This window comes from Microbacterium sp. 05T445, from assembly GCF_056395865.1.
This window is the reverse complement of record NZ_JBFTKJ010000001.1, coordinates 1,493,358-1,510,977: the sequence shown is the minus strand read 5'-3', so window position 1 is coordinate 1,510,977 and position 17,620 is coordinate 1,493,358. Positions and strand designations below refer to the sequence as shown.

The window sequence follows — 17,620 nt, the reverse complement described above, 5'->3', positions numbered from 1 at the left end:
ACATGTGGACGCAACCTACCCGCAGTTCGCGACGACCGACCCGTTGTTCTACGACAAACCACACCGCGACGCCACGAACGTAGAACAGTTCACTCCCGCCGCCGAAGCATGGGAGACCTGGTCGCAAAGTTGCGATGAGATCTGGTCGTTCTGGATGCCGCCCGAGGTGACCCTCCCAGAGCAGGGGTGGAAGATCCACGTGAGCGCGACCTCCGCCACCGCCGACACCGCGTTGGAGTCAGTGTCGCGGTTCTGCCATCGTCACGCGCTTCCGTTCAAGTTCCTCCGGGACCGCCGGATTCTTGCGGCGACGTTGGGCAAGGACGGCGACCGCCGCGTATCCGGAAAGTTCATCACCGTCTACCCGACTTCACCCGCCGACCTCCACGCGCATCTGACGGAACTGGATGCGGCTCTCACGGGTCTGCCCGGCCCATATGTCCTGACTGACCTCCGCTGGAACCAGGGTCCGGTGTTCGTCCGGTATGGCGCCTTCACCCGGCAGCACGTGACCGACAACGGTGCCGACGTGCCGGCTGTGCGCGACCTGGACAGCGGCCTTCTCGTTCCCGATGTCCGAACAACCGGGTTCCATGTCCCGCCGTGGGCACGGATCCCCGCCTTTCTTCAAGCAGCGCTCGATCGGCTAGAAACGGCCGCCCCTCCCAACTTCCCCGAGGTCCGCAGCGCACTGCACTTCTCCAATGCCGGCGGCGTGTACGAAGCAGAGCTGGATGGCCAGGCAGTGATTCTGAAGGAGGCGCGGCCGCACGTCGGTTGGACGCCCGATGGCCGAGATGCTGTGCAGCGGCTAAGCAACGAATCGGCAGCCCTTCGGACCCTGCAGGGCCGGGTGCCGGTGCCAGCGGCGGCTGCCACGTTCACCGCGCATGATCATGCGTACCTCGTGATGGAACGGGTGAACGCCCCGTCGTTGAGCGCCGCTGTGGTCGCCCGCCATCCGCTGATCCGCTCCGACCACTCGTCCCTTGTGCGCCGCGCGTACCGCGACTGGGCAGGCGCAGTCTCAGCTTCGCTGCGTAGCGCCATAGCGGCGCTGCACACCGCCGGCCGCACGCACGGCGACCTTCACCCGGGCAACGTTCTGGTGCGAGAGGACGACACAGTTGTCCTCATCGACCTCGAGATGGCGCGGCCGATCGAGGACGATAGCGCTGCGGTCATCGGTGCCCCGGGGTTCGTCGCGACAGACGGGCGGAGCGCTACCGAGCAGGACCTCTACGCACTCGCATGCATCGAGCTGTTCATGTTCGTGCCGTTGATCCCGATACTGCGGCTGAGCCGGGCGAAGGCCGCCACGTTGCTGCAAGAGGCCGCCGCGCAGTTCGAGCTTGACCAGTCGTGGGTAGACGACCATCTCGAGATTCTGACGCACCGGCTGCGCTCCCCGCTCACCACCGCGGTCCGTCAAACCACAACCGCGCCATCAGCAGCCGAAGCGGCTGAGGCCATCACCCGGACGCTGCTCGCCGACGCGACCCCGGATCGGCATGACCGGCTATGGCCCGGAGATCCAGCTCAGTTCACCGAACCACCGATCAGCCTCGCCCACGGCGCCCTCGGCGTGCTCACCGCGTTGCACCACGCGGGCGTTGACCCATCACCGGTGCACCTGGGTTGGGTGGAGAAGGCCTCGACCTCCTCTGCCCCATCAGCACGATTCGGGTTGTTCGACGGGGTGGCTGGCACCGTGTGGGCCTACCGTCGCCTCGAGCTCCACGATGCCGCCGACCGTCACCTTGCACGGCTTCGCCAGGTCACCCCTGACAGACTCGGCTACGACCTGTACTCGGGCCTGCCCGGGGTCGGCCTGACACTCCTCGCAGAGAGCGGCGATCACCCGCAGCTCGGAGGCACAGCACTCGACATCGCACACCTCCTCCGCGCCCGTTGGCGAGGTGCGGACGCCCCGTTGAAGGTCGCCACGGGCGCTGGCGGACTGCTGCACGGTGCGACCGGGAGTGCACTGTTCGCACTGCGGCTGTTCGAGGCGACCGGCGATTCGGAGCACCTTCGGATCGCGACCGAGGCGATCGACTACGACATCCAGTCACTGCGTGCAGCGCCGGACGGAGCCCTTCACGTCGACGAGGGATGGCGCTTGCTTCCCTACCTCGCTAACGGGTCTGCCGGCGTTGGGATCGTTCTCACCCAATTGCTTGCGCATCTGCCCGGCCACAGCCGATACCTCGAGATCCTCGACGGCATCGCGCGAGCGGCGACCGCGCCGTTCACGGTTCAAAGCGGTCTGTTCCAGGGGCGCGCCGGCATGATCCAGTTCCTGCTCGCACTCGAGCTGGCTGGGCATGCCACGGACACAACCTCCGCCGCTCTTCATCATCACGTCGGCGCATTGGAGTTGCATTCGCTGCACCACGGTAACGAAATCCGCTTCGTCGGGAACGGGTTGCTACGCGCGTCCTGCGACTTCGCGACCGGGTCGGCGGGTGTGCTGACCACGCTGATCGACTACGACGCGGCAGTGCGCGGTTCGCGGCGCCACTCTGCCTTCTTCCCCTTCTTGACCCCGGGCCACGGGATCGAGGAACACTCACCGAATCCCACGACCCACAACTTTGAAGGAGGTGAGATGAATGGGGTTTCTCTTGTCACTGCAGGCACTTGACCGCGCCGAGGATCGCCTCCCGGACATGCAGTTCCTGAGCACTGTTAGCGCCGGCTGCGTAAGCACCGTCTCCGCAGTCTGCTGACTCCCGCGTGTGCGGGGCGAGGGTGGTGCACTCCGCCCCGCACACGATCAACCCAACGCACCAGCCTTCGCCTAACAGGAGAACAACCATGGCAATCGAGATCACACACGTGCGCTTCGGCAGTACCCGGAGGACCGAAGACGAGATCGTCTACTACCGCTGGAAGAACATCAGCACCGGCACGACCGGCGACAACGACAAACCGACGATGGTCGTGTGGGTTGGCAAGAAGGAGAACGCTGCATACGTCGGCAGTGGAATCGATCGCGTCCGTGTCGGCGTGGTTCACCCGACCACTGGTGAGCCCTACCTCCGCACCTACGCGGACGGAGAGTGGACAGACAACCTCGTCAATCTGCCGACGTTCTAGCATCTCCCTCTCTGACAGCCCGCCCGCCTGCCAAATGGGCCTGCCGGCGAACTCACCGTAGGCCGCCGCACGACGCGGCCCTCTCTTGAAGCGAGGCTTCGTACTCACCAACGATGGTCGGTGATGGTGGTGCCGCCGCTCAGTACTCCTGGGCTGGCAGCAGCTCAGCCTGCCAGACCTGGAACGCCGGCACTGTCGTGTTGCCGCCGATCTGTGTGTCGTAGCTGAAGCTGCCGAGCACGGTGACCCACATCTTCACGTGGTCGCCTTCTACGAGTGGGTCGAACACCGGGCACACGGCGTCACCATCACCGGAGGTGGCGAAGGTGTTCTGCTCGTAGTCGAAGGAGTTCTCCTGCTGCGCTTCCGCCGCGGACAGCAGCATGTTGCACGGTCCGGTGGCCGAATCCAGCTGGGCGACGTCGCCGAACACGATGAGGTTGGTGCCGATGTGCGCATCGGGTTCCTTGGCGATGAGTGCAAAGGTGCGCTCGTCCACGGTGCCGAACGTCGCAAGATCGGGCACAACGAGCTCCGGTTCAACCTCTGGCTCGGCGACCTCCGCCGTCGGCTGCGGCTCGGGGTTCTCCGGGGTCGTCGTCACTTGCGGCACGGGTCGCCCATCGGACTGGGAGGACGAGCCGATGAAGGCGGTGAAGCTGATCGTGACCACCAATGCCACCAGCAGGGCCAGCCCGCCCAGGATCAGGCCCGTCAACGACAGCCCGAGGGGCTGCTTGCGCACCAACGCGACAATCCCAACAGCAACGGCTGCCACCGCGAGCAGTACGCCGAGCCATGGCACCCAGCTCAGCAACAAGGCGCCGATCCCGAGGCCTAGGGCCACAATCGACAGCGCCCTGGCGCGGGGCGGGCCGGCAACGCGCGGGCCCTCAACCCCAGCGGTTGCAGCGCCCGGATACGACGCGGCCGCCACGTCCGAGGCCGGCGTGCTCCCGCCCGCTGCCTGAGCGTCCGCAGCCTGCTGGGGCGTCCAGTCCAGCCACCCGGCACCGTCCCAATACCGCAGTTCGTTGTTCGCATGCGGCGCCGGATACCAACCTGCAGGCGTGCTCGAATCACCCAAAGCTCTTCCCCCCAAATAGACCGTGCCCAACCCGAGCACAGATCTCACCAGAGCGTATCCAACTTGCGCATCCGCGTTGGCCGCGGCGATATCGTCACGCCTGTTGATCAGCCGCACTAAGCACGCCGGTTTGCAGTTGATGCTCCCCCGACCAGTGAATGGCGAGCAGGCTCACAAAAACCGCACCTGAAATTCACTCATTCGGGTGAATACCCGCACCTCAACAGTGCGCATTGAGTGCGCGCGGCGTGACTTCCTCCGGTTAGCGAATGGCCGCGAGCGTCGTGTAGATGTGATGAGAGATTTGTTGCCGCTTGTTCGTGCCCAGGGCGGTCTTTCGGCTGGTTGCATACTGAACGTCGTAGGACCTCATCCCCGGACTCGTGAGGAACATCGAACGGTCGGCCTGCAACTTCGTCATCGCTTCGAGCAGCTTCTCACCCGCGGAGAGCTCGCCCTGGATGACGGAGTCGGAGAGGAAGTGACGCACCCACAGAGCGCCAACCGGGTCGATGTACGTGGCGTGGATGACGACGGCACCGGGCGCCCCGCCTCTCGTATCCCGCACCGATGGATCCAGCACCGTGTAGTCGCCGAACCCCGGGCGACCAGAGCTGCGATAGGTGGTGCTCGACGCGGAGAACCAGTCATCAGCCCCATAGTCCGCGTTGCGCGGCTGGGGGGTGAAACTGTTCGTCAGCCCGATAACGCGACCGACGCCGAATGCAGCGTCGTAGTCAGAGTACCGACGTATCTTCCGCTCGGAGGACAACGCCTGAACCCGAAGCAGGAAGCCGCAGCGGACCTGTTCGACAGCCGCATGCGCGAAGCCACCGGCTACACCCTCGAACGGTACGAACGCGTACGAGCGGTGGGTCCCACCTCGCTCGCCCACGTCCAGCTCTACGGCCGCCTCGTCGACGAGTCCGGGGCAGTCGATGCACTGGAGCGTTGGGCGGCTGAAGACCGCAAGTCGAACGCGGGACGCAAGCCACACATCTCGTTCCGTGCGCTGCTGATCCTGCACCTCATGCACACCGATGCCGGCAGCAACCGCTACCACGACGTCGCGAAGACCCTGTTCGCCCGCCTCACCCCCGAGACCTTCGCGTACCTCGGCATCACCGTCACCGACGGCACGCAGCAGGAGTGGTACATCCGTTACTGGCGGTCCCTCAACCGCATCCTCGCACTCACCAGCCCGTGGGACGTCCCCCGGAACACGTTCCTCAGCGCCGAGGCGTATCGACGAGTCCTCCAGACGTACAGTCAGAAACGGCGCGACCGGATGGACGAGCTCATGAATCGGCTCATCCACGCCTCGGTCCGGCGGCTCCCCGCCGACATCCGAGCGACGTACCGGGGCAACATCGCCATCGACGCGACGCTGATTCGCATCGCCGGACGGCCCAATCGCCGCGTTTCCGACCTCGACAATGACCGCATCAACCTCGACGCGATGAGCGGCCCCTACACGCGCGACGGAAACCACCAGGGCAAGGGAAAGCGCAAGGACCTGGCCGGCTGGGAGGCAGAGACCGTCGTCACCGTCCCCAACGCCCCAGGACAGGCAGACAGCTTCCCGATCCTCACCACCGGGCTCACCATGCATCCGCCGGGCAAAATCAAGCACGGACCGCTGATCGCCGTGAAGTTCCATACACAGCTGTTCGACGAGCGTGGCTACCTGATGGTCGACCGCGCCTACAACGGCCTCAAGGCGCACCGGTTCCAGCACCCGACACGCACCATGGGATTCCGCAACCTCTACAACTTCCAGTACCGGAAGGACGCAAAGAGCGGCAAGCAGGGCGCCATCGCGGACGCGATCCTCGTCGACGGCAGCCTCTACGTGAAATGGATGCCCGAAGCCCTCATCAACGCCACCATCGACTACAAGGCCCGCCGCATCGACGAAGACACGTACTGGGCACGACTGGGGTCGCGGACCCCGTACCTCCTGAAAGAGCACGGTCGTCCAGACGACGAGGGACGTCAGCGCTTCACCTACCCCGACGTCAACAAGCTCATGTGTTTCGACCCCGCCACCGGGAAGCGGGTACGACCGAAGCTCATCGCCAACAGCATCACTCTTCACCCGGACAGCCGCGAGTCCATGGCGATCATCAAGCACCTGCAGGCCCACGAGTTCCGCAGCAAGAAGTGGACCGAGTGGTACGGGCTGCGCAGCCACGTCGAAGGCAACAACCAGTACATGAAGGACGACGCGCACGCCAACCTAGGCGCCGCCGAGAAGCGACGCCCTCGCGGTTACGCCTTCCAGGCTCTTGCCGTCGGCGCCGCAGCCGCAGTCACCAATATGCGCCGAATCGTCACGTTCGTCACAGCCGCCGCGAAGCAGGTGCTCTCACCTAAGCAGCTCCGCGCTCGACGACGTCGAGACGAACACGGAAACCGCCTCGAGCACCCCGCAACCGCCACGCAACTGAACCTCTAGCGAGGGAACCCGCACCCGAACCGAACACGCCGAACGAGCAGCCCCGACAGGGGCTACTCGTGTTGGGCCGGTGCGCGGCCTGCGCTGATGCCGGAAACTGAGCACCCGAACCAGGGCTGAAACGAAGAAGCCGGTCGGAGATTTTCACCTCCGACCGGCTTCTTTCTTCAATTTGCTGAGAGCTCTGCTCGTATTCACGAACAGGGCCTTCTGTGCGCGAGGGGGGAGTTGAACCCCCACGCCCTTTCGGGCACTGGCACCTGAAGCCAGCGCGTCTGCCTATTCCGCCACTCGCGCGAGTCACGGCATCCGGGGATCCCGTGAAACTCAACTTCCCGAGGATATCACGCGATCCGCACGACACCGAACTCGCCTGATCCGAACAGCGATCCATGACGGGCACAGGCTGTGCAATTAGCATGTAGCAACCGGCATCCCCCTCAAGAGGAGCTCCGTGGGACTACTTGACAGCTTCGAGAAAGGTCTCGAACGCGCTGTGAACAGCGCGTTCGCGAAGACCTTCCGCAGCGGCATCCAGCCTGTCGAGATCGCATCGGCCCTGCGCAGCGAACTCGACAAGAAGGCCGCGGTGGTCAGTCGCGACCGCATCCTCGCGCCGAACACGTTCACGGTGCGGCTCTCGCCCGCCGACGACGATCGGATGTCGGGCCTCGGCGACGCGCTCATCCATGAGCTCGACACCCTCGTGCACGCGCACGCCAAGGCGCAGGGCTACTCGTTCGCCGGCCCGGTCACCGTGGCGCTCCGCCGCGACGAGGCCGTCGCCACCGGAACGCTTCACGTCGATTCGACGACGGCCCAGGGCGGCCGTGTCGCATGGCGCGGCGTGGTCGACGTGGAGGGCCGCCGCATCCCGCTGACCAAGTCGCGCACCGTCATCGGGCGGGGCAGCGACGCCGACATCACCGTCGCCGACTCCGGCACCAGCCGCAAGCACGTCGAGATCCTGTGGGACGGCGAGCGCGCGATGGTCCGCGACATGAACTCCACGAACGGAACCATGCTCGACGGCCGCAAGGTGACCGAGGCGGCCCTGCCGCCGGACTCGACCGTGCGCATCGGCCGCACCGACATCGTGTTCCGCGTCGTCGCACAGGCCGCCGCCCCGCGTCCTGCGGCTCCCGTCGACGACGCCACCCGCGTCTTCGACGCACGGGCGGGCTACGACCCGCAGGAGAGAGGCCCGCTGGCATGAGCGAGCTCACCCTTCTGCTGCTGCGCATCGGGTTCCTGGTGCTGCTGTGGGCCTTCGTCTTCGCGGTCGTCTACTCGCTGCGCGCCGATCTGTTCGGCGTGAAGGTGCGACGGATGCCGGATGCCGCGGCCGCCGTCGCGACAGGGACGCCCGTCGCGGCATCCGCCTCCGGCGCCACTGCTTCCGTCGCGCCCGCGCCCTCGGCACCCTCACCGACGCCGGGCGGCCCCGCGACCACCGCCGCAGTCTCGCGCATCGTCATCACGAGCGGACCGAAGACGGGCCTCGAGCTCCCGCTGGGCAACGAGCCGCTCACGATCGGCCGCTCCAGCGAGTCCGGGCTCGTGATCCGCGACGACTACACTTCCAGCCATCACGCCCGCCTGGTGCTGTGGGGCGACCAGTGGATGATCCAGGACCTCGACTCGACGAACGGCACCTGGCACGACGGCGCCCGCGTGACCGCGCCCGTCCCCGTGAACGTCGGCGCCCCGATCAAGGTCGGCGCGACGACGTTCGAGCTGCGGAAGTAGCGGGCGGACCCCTCGCACATGGTCTTCGAAGGCTCGAGCGCCGCGATCTCGCACACCGGCAAGGTCCGCTCCAACAACCAGGACTCCGGATACGCCGGCTCGAATCTCTTCGTCGTCGCCGACGGCATGGGCGGCCACGCCGGCGGCGATGTCGCCTCGAGCCTGGCGATCGCGCGCTTGGAAGACCTCGACCAGCCCTACGACACCACGGCGGATGCCGAGAAGGCGCTGCGCGACGCGATCGCGGATGCCGCGGTCGACCTCGTCGACACCGTCCACGTGCGTCCCGAGCTCGCCGGCATGGGCACCACCGTCAGCGCGCTCATCATGGTCGACGACTACGCGGTCATCGCCCACATCGGCGACTCGCGCATCTACCTGTTCCGCGACGGCGCGCTCACCCAGATCACCACCGACCACACCTTCGTGCAGCGGCTGGTCGACTCCGGCCGCATCACGCCCGAGGAGGCCCGGTACCACCCGCGTCGCTCCGTGCTCATGCGCGTGCTCGGCGACATGGACACCGACCCCGAGCTCGACACGTTCATCATGCCGACGCAGCCCGGCGACCGCTGGCTGCTGTGCTCGGACGGCCTGTCGGGCGTCGTCGACGACACCCACACCGCCAAGTCGATGGGACTCGGGCTGGCACCGGGACGGACGGCCGATCACCTCTTGAAGCAGGCGCTCGACGGCGGCGCGCCCGACAACGTCACGATCGTCATCGTCGACGTCGGAGGGCAGCATCCGCTCTTCTCGGGCACGCCGACGATCGTCGGCTCCGCGTCCAACCCGGTCGGCGTCGAGGTGCCGGCAGCGGCCCCGCGCCGCTCGAGCTGGCTGCATCCGAACCGGCAGGCGGCCAACGAGCCGACGCACTTCGAACCGGCCCCGGAGTTCCTCGAGGAGCTCATCGAGGAGGATCGCCGCCGCGCGCGCCGCCGCCGCATCGGCTGGATCACCGGCGTCCTGCTCGTGCTGGCGCTCATCGCCGGAGCGGCCTGGATCGGTTACCAGTGGACGCAGACGCGCTTCTTCGTAGGCGCCGATAAGGACACCGTGGTGATCTACCAGGGCGTGCAGCAGAACATCGGGCCGATCGCGCTGTCGACGCCGTACGAGGACACCGGCATCCCGCTGGATTCGCTCTCCGACTTCGCCCGTGCGACGGTGGTGGGGACGATCTCGGCGAGCTCCCTCCAGGATGCGCGCCGTATCGTCGCCGACATCAGCGATCTGGCGGGAGGGAGCGGATGAGCGCGGCCACGAGCACGCCCACCGGCGTCGTCTCCACCGACACCGCGGTCATCCGCGCGCTGCGGCGCATCCGCGTGCCGCAGACGCAGCGCAACCGCGAACTGGCGCTGCTGGTCTTCGCGTTCGCGATCAACGGCTCGGCGGTGGCCCTCGTCCAGCTCGGCGCCCTCGGCGCGATCGACTGGACGTTCCTGGTGTACTGCGGCGGGCTCACCGCACTGGTCATCGCCCTGCACATCCTGCTGCGGCTGCGGGCGAGGGATGCCGACCCCTTCGTCGTGCCGATCGCCACGCTGCTGACGGGCCTGGGCCTGGCGATGATCTACCGGCTCGACATCGCCAAGGACCGCCACGGGTGGGAGGCGTTCTCGACGCGCCAGCTCGCGTGGGCGGCGATCGCCCTGGTCGGGGCGATCCTCGTGGTCATCTTCCTGCGCAACTACCGCGTGCTGTTCCGCTACACCTACATCTTCGGCTTCGTCGGCATCGTCCTGCTGGTGCTGCCCGTCATCCCCGGGCTGAGCGGCGGTGGCAACGCCGATGTGTGGGTCGACCTGGGATTCTTCACCTTCCAGCCGGGCGAGCTCGCGAAGATCGCGCTCGGCATCTTCTTCGCCGGTTATCTGGTGCGCACGCGCGAGAGCCTGACGTCGACGGGAACCCGGTTCCTCGGCCTGACGTGGCCGCGTGCCCGCGAGCTCGGTCCGCTCCTGGTGATCTGGCTGGTCTCGCTCGGCATCATCGTGCTGCAGCGCGACCTCGGCACCGGCGTGCTCATCTTCGGCATGTTCGTCGCGATGCTGTACGTCGCCACGGGCAAGACCAGCTGGGTGCTCATCGGCGTCGTGCTCGCGGTGTCGGGTGCGCTGCTCGCGTCGCGGATCCTCCCGTACGTGGGCGCGCGGTTCACGAACTGGCTCGACGCGTTCAACCCCGAGCTCATGGACAACTCCAGCTATCAGCTGGTCAACGGCCTGTTCGGCATGGCCAACGGCGGCCTGCTCGGCACCGGGCTCGGGCAGGGGCGGCCGTACCTCACGCCGGTCGCCGAGAGCGACTACATCCTCCCGGCGCTCGGCGAGGAGCTGGGCCTGATCGGCGTGTTCGCGATCCTGTGCCTGTACATGGTGTTCACCAGCCGCGGCATCCGCATCGGCCTGGCCGGCCAGGACGACTTCGGCAAGCTTCTCGCCACCGGGCTCTCGTTCACCATCGCGCTGCAGGTGTTCATCATGGTCGGCGGCGTCACGCGCCTCATCCCGCTCACCGGCCTGACCACGCCGTTCCTCGCGGCGGGCGGCTCGTCGCTGGTGGCCAACTGGATCATCGTGGCGCTCCTGCTGCGCATCTCGGATGCCGTCCGCAGCCGTCCGCGGGTGGTGATCGGCTGACATGACGAAAGAACTGCGACGCCTCAGCATCCTGATGCTGATCATGTTCCTCACGCTGTTCGCCTCGACGAGCTGGATCCAGGTGATCCAGGCCGACGAGCTGGCGGCGAACCCCGCCAACAAGCGTTCGCTGTACGACTCGTACGAGGTGCAGCGCGGGTCGATCATCGCGAGCGGTTCGGCGATCGCATCGTCGGTCCCCTCCGACGACGTGTACAGCTGGCAGCGCGTGTACACGGACGCCGACATGTGGGCACCCGTCACGGGCTACATCAACCCGGCGCTCAACTCGGCGACCGGCATGGAGCAGGCGATGAACCAGGAGCTCAGCGGCACCGCGGGCTCCCAGTTCTTCTCCCGCATCGAGCGGATCTTCACGGGCCAGCCGCCGCGCGGCTCGAACGTCGTGCTGTCGCTGGACGCCGAAGTGCAGCGCGCGGCCTACGAGGCGCTGGGGGACCTGCAGGGCGCCGTCATCGCGATCGAGCCGTCGACCGGCCGCGTCCTGGCGATGGTGACGAGCCCGAGCTTCGACACCAACACGCTCGCGTCGCATGACACGAAGACGGTCAACGAGGCGTACGACGCGCTCGTCGCCGACCCGGGCAAGCCGCTGTCAAACCGCGCGATCGCGGGCGACCTCAACCCGCCGGGTTCGACCTTCAAGCTCGTCGTGGCCTCGGCGGCCCTCGCATCCGGCAACTACACGCCGCAGTCCACGCTGCCCAACCCGGCGCAGTACCAGCTGCCGCAGTCGAGCAGCATCGTGCACAATGCCAGCGGCGGTGCGTGCGGCCCGGGCGACACCGTGACGCTCGCCGATGCGCTGCGGCTGAGCTGCAACATCCCGTTCGCCGAGCTCGCGGTCGAACTCGGCGACACCGCGATCCGCGAGGAGGCGGAGAAGTACGGCTTCAACCAGCCGTTCGACATCCCCCTGGTCTCCACGCCGTCGGGCTACCCGCGCACGATCCAGGACGACGCGCAGACCGCGCTCAGCGGCTTCGGCCAGGGGCAGGTGACCGCCACGCCGCTGCAGATGGCGATGGTGTCGGCCGGCATCGCCAACGGGGGCGTCGTCATGAATCCGCGGATGGTCGACCGCGTGATCGGTCCCGACCTGTCGGTGCAGAAGACGTTCGACGACACCGAGTTCGGCCGGGCGCTGGACACGGGGCTCGCAGACGAGCTCGTCGCGATGATGGTCGCCAATGTCAGTGACGGCGCCGCATCGGGTGCAAGAATAGACGGGGTCGACGTGGCCGGAAAGACGGGAACCGCGGAGAACTCGGGCGACGAGCCGTACACGCTCTGGTTCACCGGGTTCGCACCCGCACAGAACCCCGAGGTCGCCGTCGCCGTGGTCGTCGAAGACGGCGGCGGGCAAGGACAGTCGGGAAGCGGCAACACGATCGCCGCTCCCATCGCGAAGAAGGTCATGGAGGCGGTGCTGAGCAGATGAGACCGACGCAGGGCGTGACCTTCGGCGGCCGTTACGAACTCGACTCGCGCATAGCGATCGGCGGCATGGGCGAGGTCTGGGAGGCGACCGACCACGTCATCGGTCGTACCGTCGCCATCAAGATCCTCAAAGACGAGTACATGGGCGACCCCGGCTTCCTCGAGCGCTTCCGCGCCGAGGCCCGCCACGCAGCCCTCGTGAACCACGAGGGCATCGCGAGCGTCTTCGACTACGGCGAGGAGAACGGCAGCGCGTTCCTCGTGATGGAGCTCGTGCCCGGCGAGGCCCTGTCGACGATCCTCGAGCGCGACGGGTCGCTGTCGACCGACAAGACGCTCGACATCGTCGCGCAGACCTCACTGGCGCTGCAGGCCGCGCATGCCGCGGGCCTCGTGCACCGCGACATCAAGCCCGGAAACCTCCTCATCACGCCGGACGGGCGTGTGAAGATCACCGACTTCGGCATCGCGCGCATCGCCGACCAGGTGCCGCTGACGGCCACCGGCCAGGTGATGGGCACGGTCCAGTACCTGTCGCCCGAGCAGGCGTCGGGGCACCCGGCATCCCCTGCCACCGACATCTACTCGCTCGGCATCGTCGCGTACGAGTGCCTGGCGGGCAAGCGCCCGTTCACGGGCGAGTCGCAGGTGGCCATCGCGATGGCGCAGATCAACGAGCAGCCGCCGCCGCTTCCGGCGACGGTCGCCGTCCCTGTGCAGAACCTCGTGATGGCGATGATCGCGAAGAAGCCGGAGGATCGTCCCGGCTCCGCCGCCGTGGTCGCGCGCGCCGCCACGGCGCTGCGCCGCGGGGATGTCGCGGCTGCGGCCGCGGCCGTCCCGGCGATCGCGACGGGCGTGGTCGCCGGCGAGGCGGCGACGCAGCTGCTCACGTCGGGCTCCGACACCTCTGCGGCGACGCGCCTCATGCCCGCACCGGGCGAGGAGGGCGCCGAGGAGGCGGGCGAGAAGAAGAAGCGCAGCCCGTGGACCTGGCCGCTCATCGCGCTCATCGCGCTGCTGCTGCTCGTGCTCATCGGCACCATCTGGGCCGTCGTGGCGAACAACAACACGCCCGATCCCGGCCCCACCAAGACGACGGCCTCGGCCACCCCGACCCCGAAGCCCACCCCGACCCCGACGCCCACGACCGCCAACGTCGTCGCGGACGACTACGTCGGCATGGACTGCGCCACCGCCTCGGCGGCGCTGGACGCGCTGGGCCTGGGCGCGAAGTGCGTCGAAGGCAACGCCGCCCCCGACGAGGGGAGCGTGGGCAAGGTGTACGCCGTGGCCCCGACGGGCAACGTCCCCAAGGACACGATCGTCGAGCTGACGACGTACGCCGGCCTGACGCCGATGCCCCAGCCCGCCGCGCCGACCTTCCAGGGCGCGCCGGCGACGGTCGAGCCGGGCGACGAGCTCACGGTCATGTGGCAGGGATACACCTGCCCGTCCGGCGCCGGATCGGTGAGCGACTACACCTTCACCGTGCAGAACGGCACGATCGCCAACGGCCCGAGCTTCCCGCAGAACGCGCGGTCGGCGCAGGTCACGGCGGCCGACACGCCGGGCCAGACGCTCATCGTCACCTACACCGTGACGTGCAGCGGCGGCACGTCGGGCAATCGCACCTCGGCCGCCTCGGGCGAGGCGACGGTCCTCATCCAGGCCGCCCAGCCGCAGCCGACGCAGACCCCGTGAGGCGATCCGTCTGAGTCCGCCGAGCGGATCCCACCGGACGTGGGACCCGCTCGGGCTCGGATAGTCTGGCTGGTGTTCCAGACAGGGAGTGACCGTGACAGCTGAGCCGCGCGTGCTATCGGGGCGCTATCGCGTCGATGAGCCGATCGGCCGCGGCGGCATGGCGAGCGTCTACAAGGGCTACGACCTCACGCTCGGCCGCGACGTGGCGATCAAGATCCTCGATCGCGAACTCGCCGACGACAACGCGTTCCGCACGCGGTTCCGCCTCGAGGCACAGGCCGCCTCGCGCATGGCACACCCGACGATCGTCCGCGTTTACGACGCCGGCGAGGACTCGCTCACGTCGCCCGACGGCACGGTGCGGCCGGTGCCGTTCATCGTCATGGAGCTCGTCAAGGGCCGGCTCCTCAAGGACATCATCGCCGAGGGCCCGGTGCCGGTGAAGGATGCCGTGCGCTACGTCGACGGCATCCTCGAAGCTCTCGAGTACTCGCACCGCGCCGGCGTGGTGCACCGCGACATCAAGCCCGGAAACGTCATGGTGACCGAGGCCGGTCAGGTGAAGGTCATGGACTTCGGCATCGCGCGTGCGGTGTCCGACAGTTCGTCGACGGTCGCCGAGACGACGCAGATCCTCGGGACGGCGGCGTACTTCTCGCCGGAGCAGGCCAAGGGGGAGCCGGTCGACGCACGCGCCGACGTCTACTCCACCGGCGTGGTGCTGTACGAGCTCCTCAGCGGCCGTCAGCCGTTCCGCGGCGAGTCGCCTGTGGCCGTGGCGTATCAGCACGTCAGCGAAGCGCCGGTGCCGCCGTCCGAGGTGAACGACACCGTGCCTCGCGCGCTGGACACCGTGGCGCTGCGCGCGCTCGCGAAGGACCCGTTCCAGCGCTATCAGGATGCCGCGAGCTTCCGCGAGGCGCTCGACGCGACCATCGACGGGCGGCAGCCGTCCAAGCGACAGGTCGGCGCCCTCACCAGCGAGCTCTACGGGCCCAACCCCCGGCAGGCTGCCGAGACCGCCCGGTCGCTGCGCCAGCTGAGCACCGACACCACGATGAAGCGCACGCAGGCGGGCCCGCCGGTGGCGTGGATCTGGGCGGGCGTGGCCCTCCTGGCGGTGCTGCTGATCTCGCTGCTGTTCTGGGTGCTCACGATCCAGCCGCGCAACGACGTGCCCGCCAACGTGCGCACCGTTCCCGACGTCGTGGGCATGACGTACGAGCGCGCCAACGACGAGCTCGCCAAGCACGACCTGCTCGCCTTCCGCGTCGACGAGGAGAACTCCGACGTCGCGGAGGGCAACGTGATCCGCACCGACCCCGCGGAGGGCACCTCGCTCGCGCCCGACCAGCAGGTCAAGGTCTACGTGTCGACCGGCCAGCAGCTGTCGACGGTGCCGACCCTCAAGGGACTCGGCCAGGATGCCGCGACCACGGCGATCACCGACGCCGGGCTGCAACTGGGGACGATCACCCCCCAGAACGACAAGGACCTCGCAGCCGGCACCGTCATCTCCAGCGACCCCGCAGACGGGACGAGTGTGCCCGCGGGCACCACGGTGAACCTCGTCGTCGCGTCCGGTCGTGTCACGATCGACGACGTCCGCGGCTACACGGTGGATGCCGCCACGCGGGAGCTCGAGGGACTCGGGCTCACCGTGATCCCGCAGGAGGACCCGAACTGCGTCGGGGCGAACCCACGGACGGTGTCCGCGCAGTCGCTTCCGCCCGGCGACGTCCCGGTGCACTCCGAGATCACCCTGACCGCCTGCACGGGCTCCTAGCGGGGCTGCGCCCGGCGAGGGCTCAACACCTGGCCGCGGGCAGCGGCATCCGTCACTCCGACGGTGACCAGCCAGTTGCCCAGCAGACGGTAGCCACCCTCGGTGAGCACGCTCTCGGGATGGAACTGCACGCCGTGGATGGGCGCGGTGCTGTGCGATACGCCCATGATCACGCCGCTGTCGGTGCGACTGGTCACCACCAGCTCGGCGGGAAGCGTGGCGGGGACGACGGCCAGCGAGTGGTACCGCGTCGCGGTGAACGGGTCGGGGAGTCCCTCGTACAGCGCCGATCCGTCGTGGTGCACGAGGGAGGTCATGCCGTGCATGAGCTCGGGGGCGTGGTCGACGGTCGCTCCGAAGGCCTCGGCGATCGCCTGGTGGCCGAGGCAGACACCGAGCAGCGGGATGCCGGAGCCCGCCGCCGCGCGCACCACCTCGATCGAGGCCCCCGCGTCGGCGGGGGTTCCCGGGCCGGGTGAGACCAGTACCGCCGGGCGTCCGGCGATCGCACGGGAGGCGTCGTCGATGGCGTCGGCCTCGACGAGCTCTGTGCGCGCGCCGAGCTCGTGCAGGTACCCGATCAGGGTGTGGACGAAGCTGTCGTGGTTGTCGACGACGAGGATGGGCGCCGTGGCGTTCACGACGTCGGCGGATCGGCCGGACCGAGGGGGAGGCCGACGGTGACATCCTGCGGGTTGACGAACTGGCTCACCCACGGGAACACGTAGAAGAGCAGCCCGTAGAGCACCGCCGCCACCAGGACGACGAGGATGAGCACCCGCACCCATGCGGGTCCGGGCAGCACCCGCCACAGCGCCGCGTACATCAGGCGACCGCCGCGAGGGATGCCGGCTCCCCGGCCGAGCGCGGGGTGAACGACTCGAACACGCTGTAGGCGACGATCCGCTCGGTCATCGCGTACATCGGACTGCAGCTGGTCATGGTCAGGTAGGCGGTGCCGGCGGGCACGTTCATGGCCTGCGGGACGGGCAGCAGCACCTCCACCTCATTGGGCCGCACGTACTCGAGCGTGCGGAAGCGGTAGGTGTACCAGCCGTCGGCCGTCTCGATCACGATCGCGTCTCCCACGTGCAGCTCGGCGATGCGGTTGAACGGCTTGCCCCACGTGGTGCGGTGCGCCGCGACGGCGAAGTTGCCGGCCTCGCCGGGCATCGGGGTCCCCGGGTAGTGCCCGATGCCGATCGGGTCGAGTGTGCGCGCGCGGGTCACGCCACCGGCCATCGGCACCGCGTAGTCGGATCCGAACCTCGGGATGCGCATCACGGCGAACTTCTCGCCGTCGGCCGGCTCGGGGATCACCGGCGGCGGCGCGGTGACAGGATCTGCCGCTTCGGTCGCCGTCGGCGACGGCGTCGGAGCGGTGGCGGCATGCGCGTCGTACTGCTGCTGCCACTCCTGTGAGAGCTCGGTGCCGGTCGCATTGCGCTCGGCGCCGTAGATGAGATCGCCGACCCACAGCTGCCACACGACATACAGGAGCACGACGACGCCGGCGGTGATGAGGATCTCGCCGATGACGCCGACGACCGAGACGCGTCGCCGCGGGCGCGTCGCCCGGGCGGATGCCCCACTGTCGGCGACCGCTTCCTCCACAGGGGGAT

At 68.2% G+C, this 17,620-nt stretch carries 15 protein-coding genes and 1 tRNA gene; 10 read left to right on the top strand and 6 right to left on the bottom strand.

Annotated features, from left to right (window positions below):
• Positions 1-4: 4 nt before the first annotated feature.
• Both lanKC and AC1DDU_RS07270 read left to right on the top strand, forming a co-directional pair.
• The gene (lanKC, locus tag AC1DDU_RS07275) at positions 5-2,647 is read left to right on the top strand and encodes a class III lanthionine synthetase LanKC (RefSeq protein ID WP_477432532.1); all 2,643 of its coding nucleotides are present in this window, start codon (positions 5-7) and stop codon (positions 2,645-2,647) included.
• A 173-nt stretch (positions 2,648-2,820) separates the two neighbouring features.
• Entirely contained in the window at positions 2,821-3,102 is a 282-nt protein-coding gene (locus AC1DDU_RS07270) for a DUF3892 domain-containing protein (RefSeq protein WP_477432531.1), read from the top strand.
• Positions 3,103-3,241: 139 nt separating this feature from the next.
• Here the strand turns inward: AC1DDU_RS07270 and AC1DDU_RS07265 are convergent, their stop codons facing one another.
• Positions 3,242-4,306, bottom strand: coding sequence for a DUF2510 domain-containing protein (locus AC1DDU_RS07265; protein ID WP_477432529.1), 1,065 nt, complete (start codon positions 4,304-4,306; stop codon positions 3,242-3,244).
• 145 nt (positions 4,307-4,451) lie between these two features.
• Positions 4,452-4,961 (bottom strand): sce7725 family protein, encoded by a 510-nt coding sequence (locus AC1DDU_RS07260; RefSeq protein WP_477432527.1) that lies wholly within the window; start codon positions 4,959-4,961, stop codon positions 4,452-4,454.
• A gap of 48 nt (positions 4,962-5,009) precedes the next feature.
• Here AC1DDU_RS07260 and AC1DDU_RS07255 point away from each other — a divergent pair, with 48 nt between their 5' ends.
• Positions 5,010-6,647 (top strand): hypothetical protein, encoded by a 1,638-nt coding sequence (locus AC1DDU_RS07255; protein ID WP_477432525.1) that lies wholly within the window; start codon positions 5,010-5,012, stop codon positions 6,645-6,647.
• A gap of 213 nt (positions 6,648-6,860) precedes the next feature.
• On the opposite strand, the gene AC1DDU_RS07250 is transcribed toward AC1DDU_RS07255, so the two are convergent.
• Positions 6,861-6,944: transfer RNA gene (locus tag AC1DDU_RS07250), tRNA-Leu, on the bottom strand.
• 157 nt (positions 6,945-7,101) lie between these two features.
• Between AC1DDU_RS07250 and AC1DDU_RS07245 the strand changes: the two genes are divergently transcribed.
• From AC1DDU_RS07245 to pknB, 7 genes are all read left to right on the top strand, one after another.
• Positions 7,102-7,863 carry an FhaA domain-containing protein gene (locus tag AC1DDU_RS07245; protein WP_477432523.1) on the top strand — a complete coding sequence of 254 codons (762 nt, stop codon included), beginning with the start codon at positions 7,102-7,104 and terminating at the stop codon, positions 7,861-7,863.
• A complete protein-coding gene (locus AC1DDU_RS07240) occupies positions 7,860-8,396 on the top strand; it encodes an FHA domain-containing protein FhaB/FipA (protein WP_477432521.1) in 537 nt (178 codons plus the stop codon). Before AC1DDU_RS07245 ends, AC1DDU_RS07240 begins: the two co-directional genes overlap by 4 nt.
• A gap of 18 nt (positions 8,397-8,414) precedes the next feature.
• Positions 8,415-9,653 carry a PP2C family protein-serine/threonine phosphatase gene (locus AC1DDU_RS07235; protein ID WP_477432519.1) on the top strand — a complete coding sequence of 413 codons (1,239 nt, stop codon included), beginning with the start codon at positions 8,415-8,417 and terminating at the stop codon, positions 9,651-9,653.
• A complete protein-coding gene (locus AC1DDU_RS07230) occupies positions 9,650-11,044 on the top strand; it encodes an FtsW/RodA/SpoVE family cell cycle protein (protein WP_477432517.1) in 1,395 nt (464 codons plus the stop codon). The genes AC1DDU_RS07235 and AC1DDU_RS07230 overlap by 4 nt, the downstream gene beginning before the upstream one ends.
• A 1-nt stretch (position 11,045) precedes the next feature.
• Positions 11,046-12,506 (top strand): peptidoglycan D,D-transpeptidase FtsI family protein, encoded by a 1,461-nt coding sequence (locus AC1DDU_RS07225; RefSeq protein WP_477432515.1) that lies wholly within the window; start codon positions 11,046-11,048, stop codon positions 12,504-12,506.
• Positions 12,503-14,209, top strand: coding sequence for a serine/threonine protein kinase (locus AC1DDU_RS07220; protein ID WP_477432513.1), 1,707 nt, complete (start codon positions 12,503-12,505; stop codon positions 14,207-14,209). Before AC1DDU_RS07225 ends, AC1DDU_RS07220 begins: the two co-directional genes overlap by 4 nt.
• Before the next feature lie 94 nt (positions 14,210-14,303).
• Positions 14,304-15,998 carry a Stk1 family PASTA domain-containing Ser/Thr kinase gene (gene pknB / locus AC1DDU_RS07215; RefSeq protein WP_477432512.1) on the top strand — a complete coding sequence of 565 codons (1,695 nt, stop codon included), beginning with the start codon at positions 14,304-14,306 and terminating at the stop codon, positions 15,996-15,998.
• On the opposite strand, the gene AC1DDU_RS07210 is transcribed toward pknB, so the two are convergent.
• The 3 genes from AC1DDU_RS07210 to AC1DDU_RS07200 are packed head-to-tail and all read right to left on the bottom strand — an operon-like array spanning position 15,995 to position 17,612.
• Positions 15,995-16,639, bottom strand: coding sequence for an anthranilate synthase component II (locus AC1DDU_RS07210; protein ID WP_477432510.1), 645 nt, complete (start codon positions 16,637-16,639; stop codon positions 15,995-15,997). The genes pknB and AC1DDU_RS07210 overlap by 4 nt on opposite strands.
• A complete protein-coding gene (locus AC1DDU_RS07205) occupies positions 16,636-16,824 on the bottom strand; it encodes a hypothetical protein (protein WP_477432508.1) in 189 nt (62 codons plus the stop codon). The genes AC1DDU_RS07210 and AC1DDU_RS07205 overlap by 4 nt, the downstream gene beginning before the upstream one ends.
• A complete protein-coding gene (locus AC1DDU_RS07200; protein WP_477432506.1) occupies positions 16,824-17,612 on the bottom strand; it encodes a class E sortase in 789 nt (262 codons plus the stop codon). The genes AC1DDU_RS07205 and AC1DDU_RS07200 overlap by 1 nt, the downstream gene beginning before the upstream one ends.
• Positions 17,613-17,620: the final 8 nt, after the last annotated feature.

What these genes read in the sequence shown, in the direction of transcription:
- AC1DDU_RS07230 (WP_477432517.1), top strand. Translation starts at nt 9,650, where the DNA reads ATGAGCGCGGCCACGAGCACGCCCACCGGCGTCGTCTCCACCGACACC.
- AC1DDU_RS07220 (WP_477432513.1), top strand. Translation starts at nt 12,503, where the DNA reads ATGAGACCGACGCAGGGCGTGACCTTCGGCGGCCGTTACGAACTCGAC.
- AC1DDU_RS07240 (WP_477432521.1), top strand. Translation starts at nt 7,860, where the DNA reads ATGAGCGAGCTCACCCTTCTGCTGCTGCGCATCGGGTTCCTGGTGCTG.
- AC1DDU_RS07205 (WP_477432508.1), bottom strand. Translation starts at nt 16,824, where the DNA reads ATGTACGCGGCGCTGTGGCGGGTGCTGCCCGGACCCGCATGGGTGCGG.
- AC1DDU_RS07225 (WP_477432515.1), top strand. Translation starts at nt 11,046, where the DNA reads ATGACGAAAGAACTGCGACGCCTCAGCATCCTGATGCTGATCATGTTC.
- AC1DDU_RS07270 (WP_477432531.1), top strand. Translation starts at nt 2,821, where the DNA reads ATGGCAATCGAGATCACACACGTGCGCTTCGGCAGTACCCGGAGGACC.
- AC1DDU_RS07255 (WP_477432525.1), top strand. Translation starts at nt 5,010, where the DNA reads ATGCGCGAAGCCACCGGCTACACCCTCGAACGGTACGAACGCGTACGA.
- AC1DDU_RS07235 (WP_477432519.1), top strand. Translation starts at nt 8,415, where the DNA reads ATGGTCTTCGAAGGCTCGAGCGCCGCGATCTCGCACACCGGCAAGGTC.